Origin of the sequence: Xenorhabdus vietnamensis (assembly GCF_002127535.1) — a bacterium.
Lineage (GTDB): Bacteria > Pseudomonadota > Gammaproteobacteria > Enterobacterales > Enterobacteriaceae > Xenorhabdus > Xenorhabdus vietnamensis.
This window is the reverse complement of sequence record NZ_MUBJ01000103.1, coordinates 1-834: the sequence shown is the minus strand read 5'-3', so window position 1 is coordinate 834 and position 834 is coordinate 1. Positions and strand designations below refer to the sequence as shown.

Genomic DNA, 834 nt, shown 5'->3' with positions numbered 1-834 from the left:
GGCCACAAGAGGCGTGGCTCCTGAGTCGAACGCGGCTAGTTTGGTGGGCTGAGCAGGCGCAACGCATTATAGAGGCTAAACATAATGGCTAATGCATTTGATTTTGAGATTAACGCGGATGAAAACGCGACAAAAGTGCTGGCTGAGATTGAGGCCAGAATTAAGGGATTGCAGCCGGTATTAAACTCTACGCGGGAAGGCCTGCGATTTGGCGGCAGTGAAACGCTGGAAAATACAGGGGCATTGAGCAACAAACTACGGGATATGTCACGCTCCGCTCAAGATAACGTGCAAAATATTGGTGATATGATCCCGCCGCTGAAGAATTTTGGCGAACTGTTCACAAAATACAGTGGCATGGCGTCCAAAATGGGACTGCTGGGCGGTATCGGGGGCGCTATCGGATATGGCATGTCAAAAGGTTATCAGACGCTGAGGGATATGGGAAAAGAGGCCTATAATCTGGATGTCCTGTCCAAAAACACCGCGATGTCAATTGAAGACTCTTCCAGTTTAATCGGCGCAATGGTACAAATTGGTACAGAAGCCGATCAGGCAAAAGACTCTGTACAGAATTTGTTTAACACACTCAATGCGGCAGAACGGGGCGAGAATGGTTCCGCACGTGCGGAATTAGATAAGCTGGGCGTTAAAATTCACACAACAAAGGATGGTTCTGCGGATGTTATTCCAACGCTATTGGAACTGGAAGAGGCATTTAAAAATAAAAATATTCCGTCTGAGACCGAGAACAGGCTGATAGTGAAATTGGGGTTAACCCCCGAAATTTTGGCCTTACTCAGAGAAGGTAAAATACAGGAACGGCTGGATAAA

General features: G+C 47.2%; 1 protein-coding gene. It reads left to right on the top strand.

Annotated features, from left to right (window positions below; all coding sequences use genetic code 11):
• Positions 1–84: 84 nt before the first annotated feature.
• Positions 85–834: phage tail tape measure protein (locus tag Xvie_RS20385; RefSeq protein ID WP_139838936.1), on the top strand; the 750-nt coding region annotated here is incomplete at its 3' end.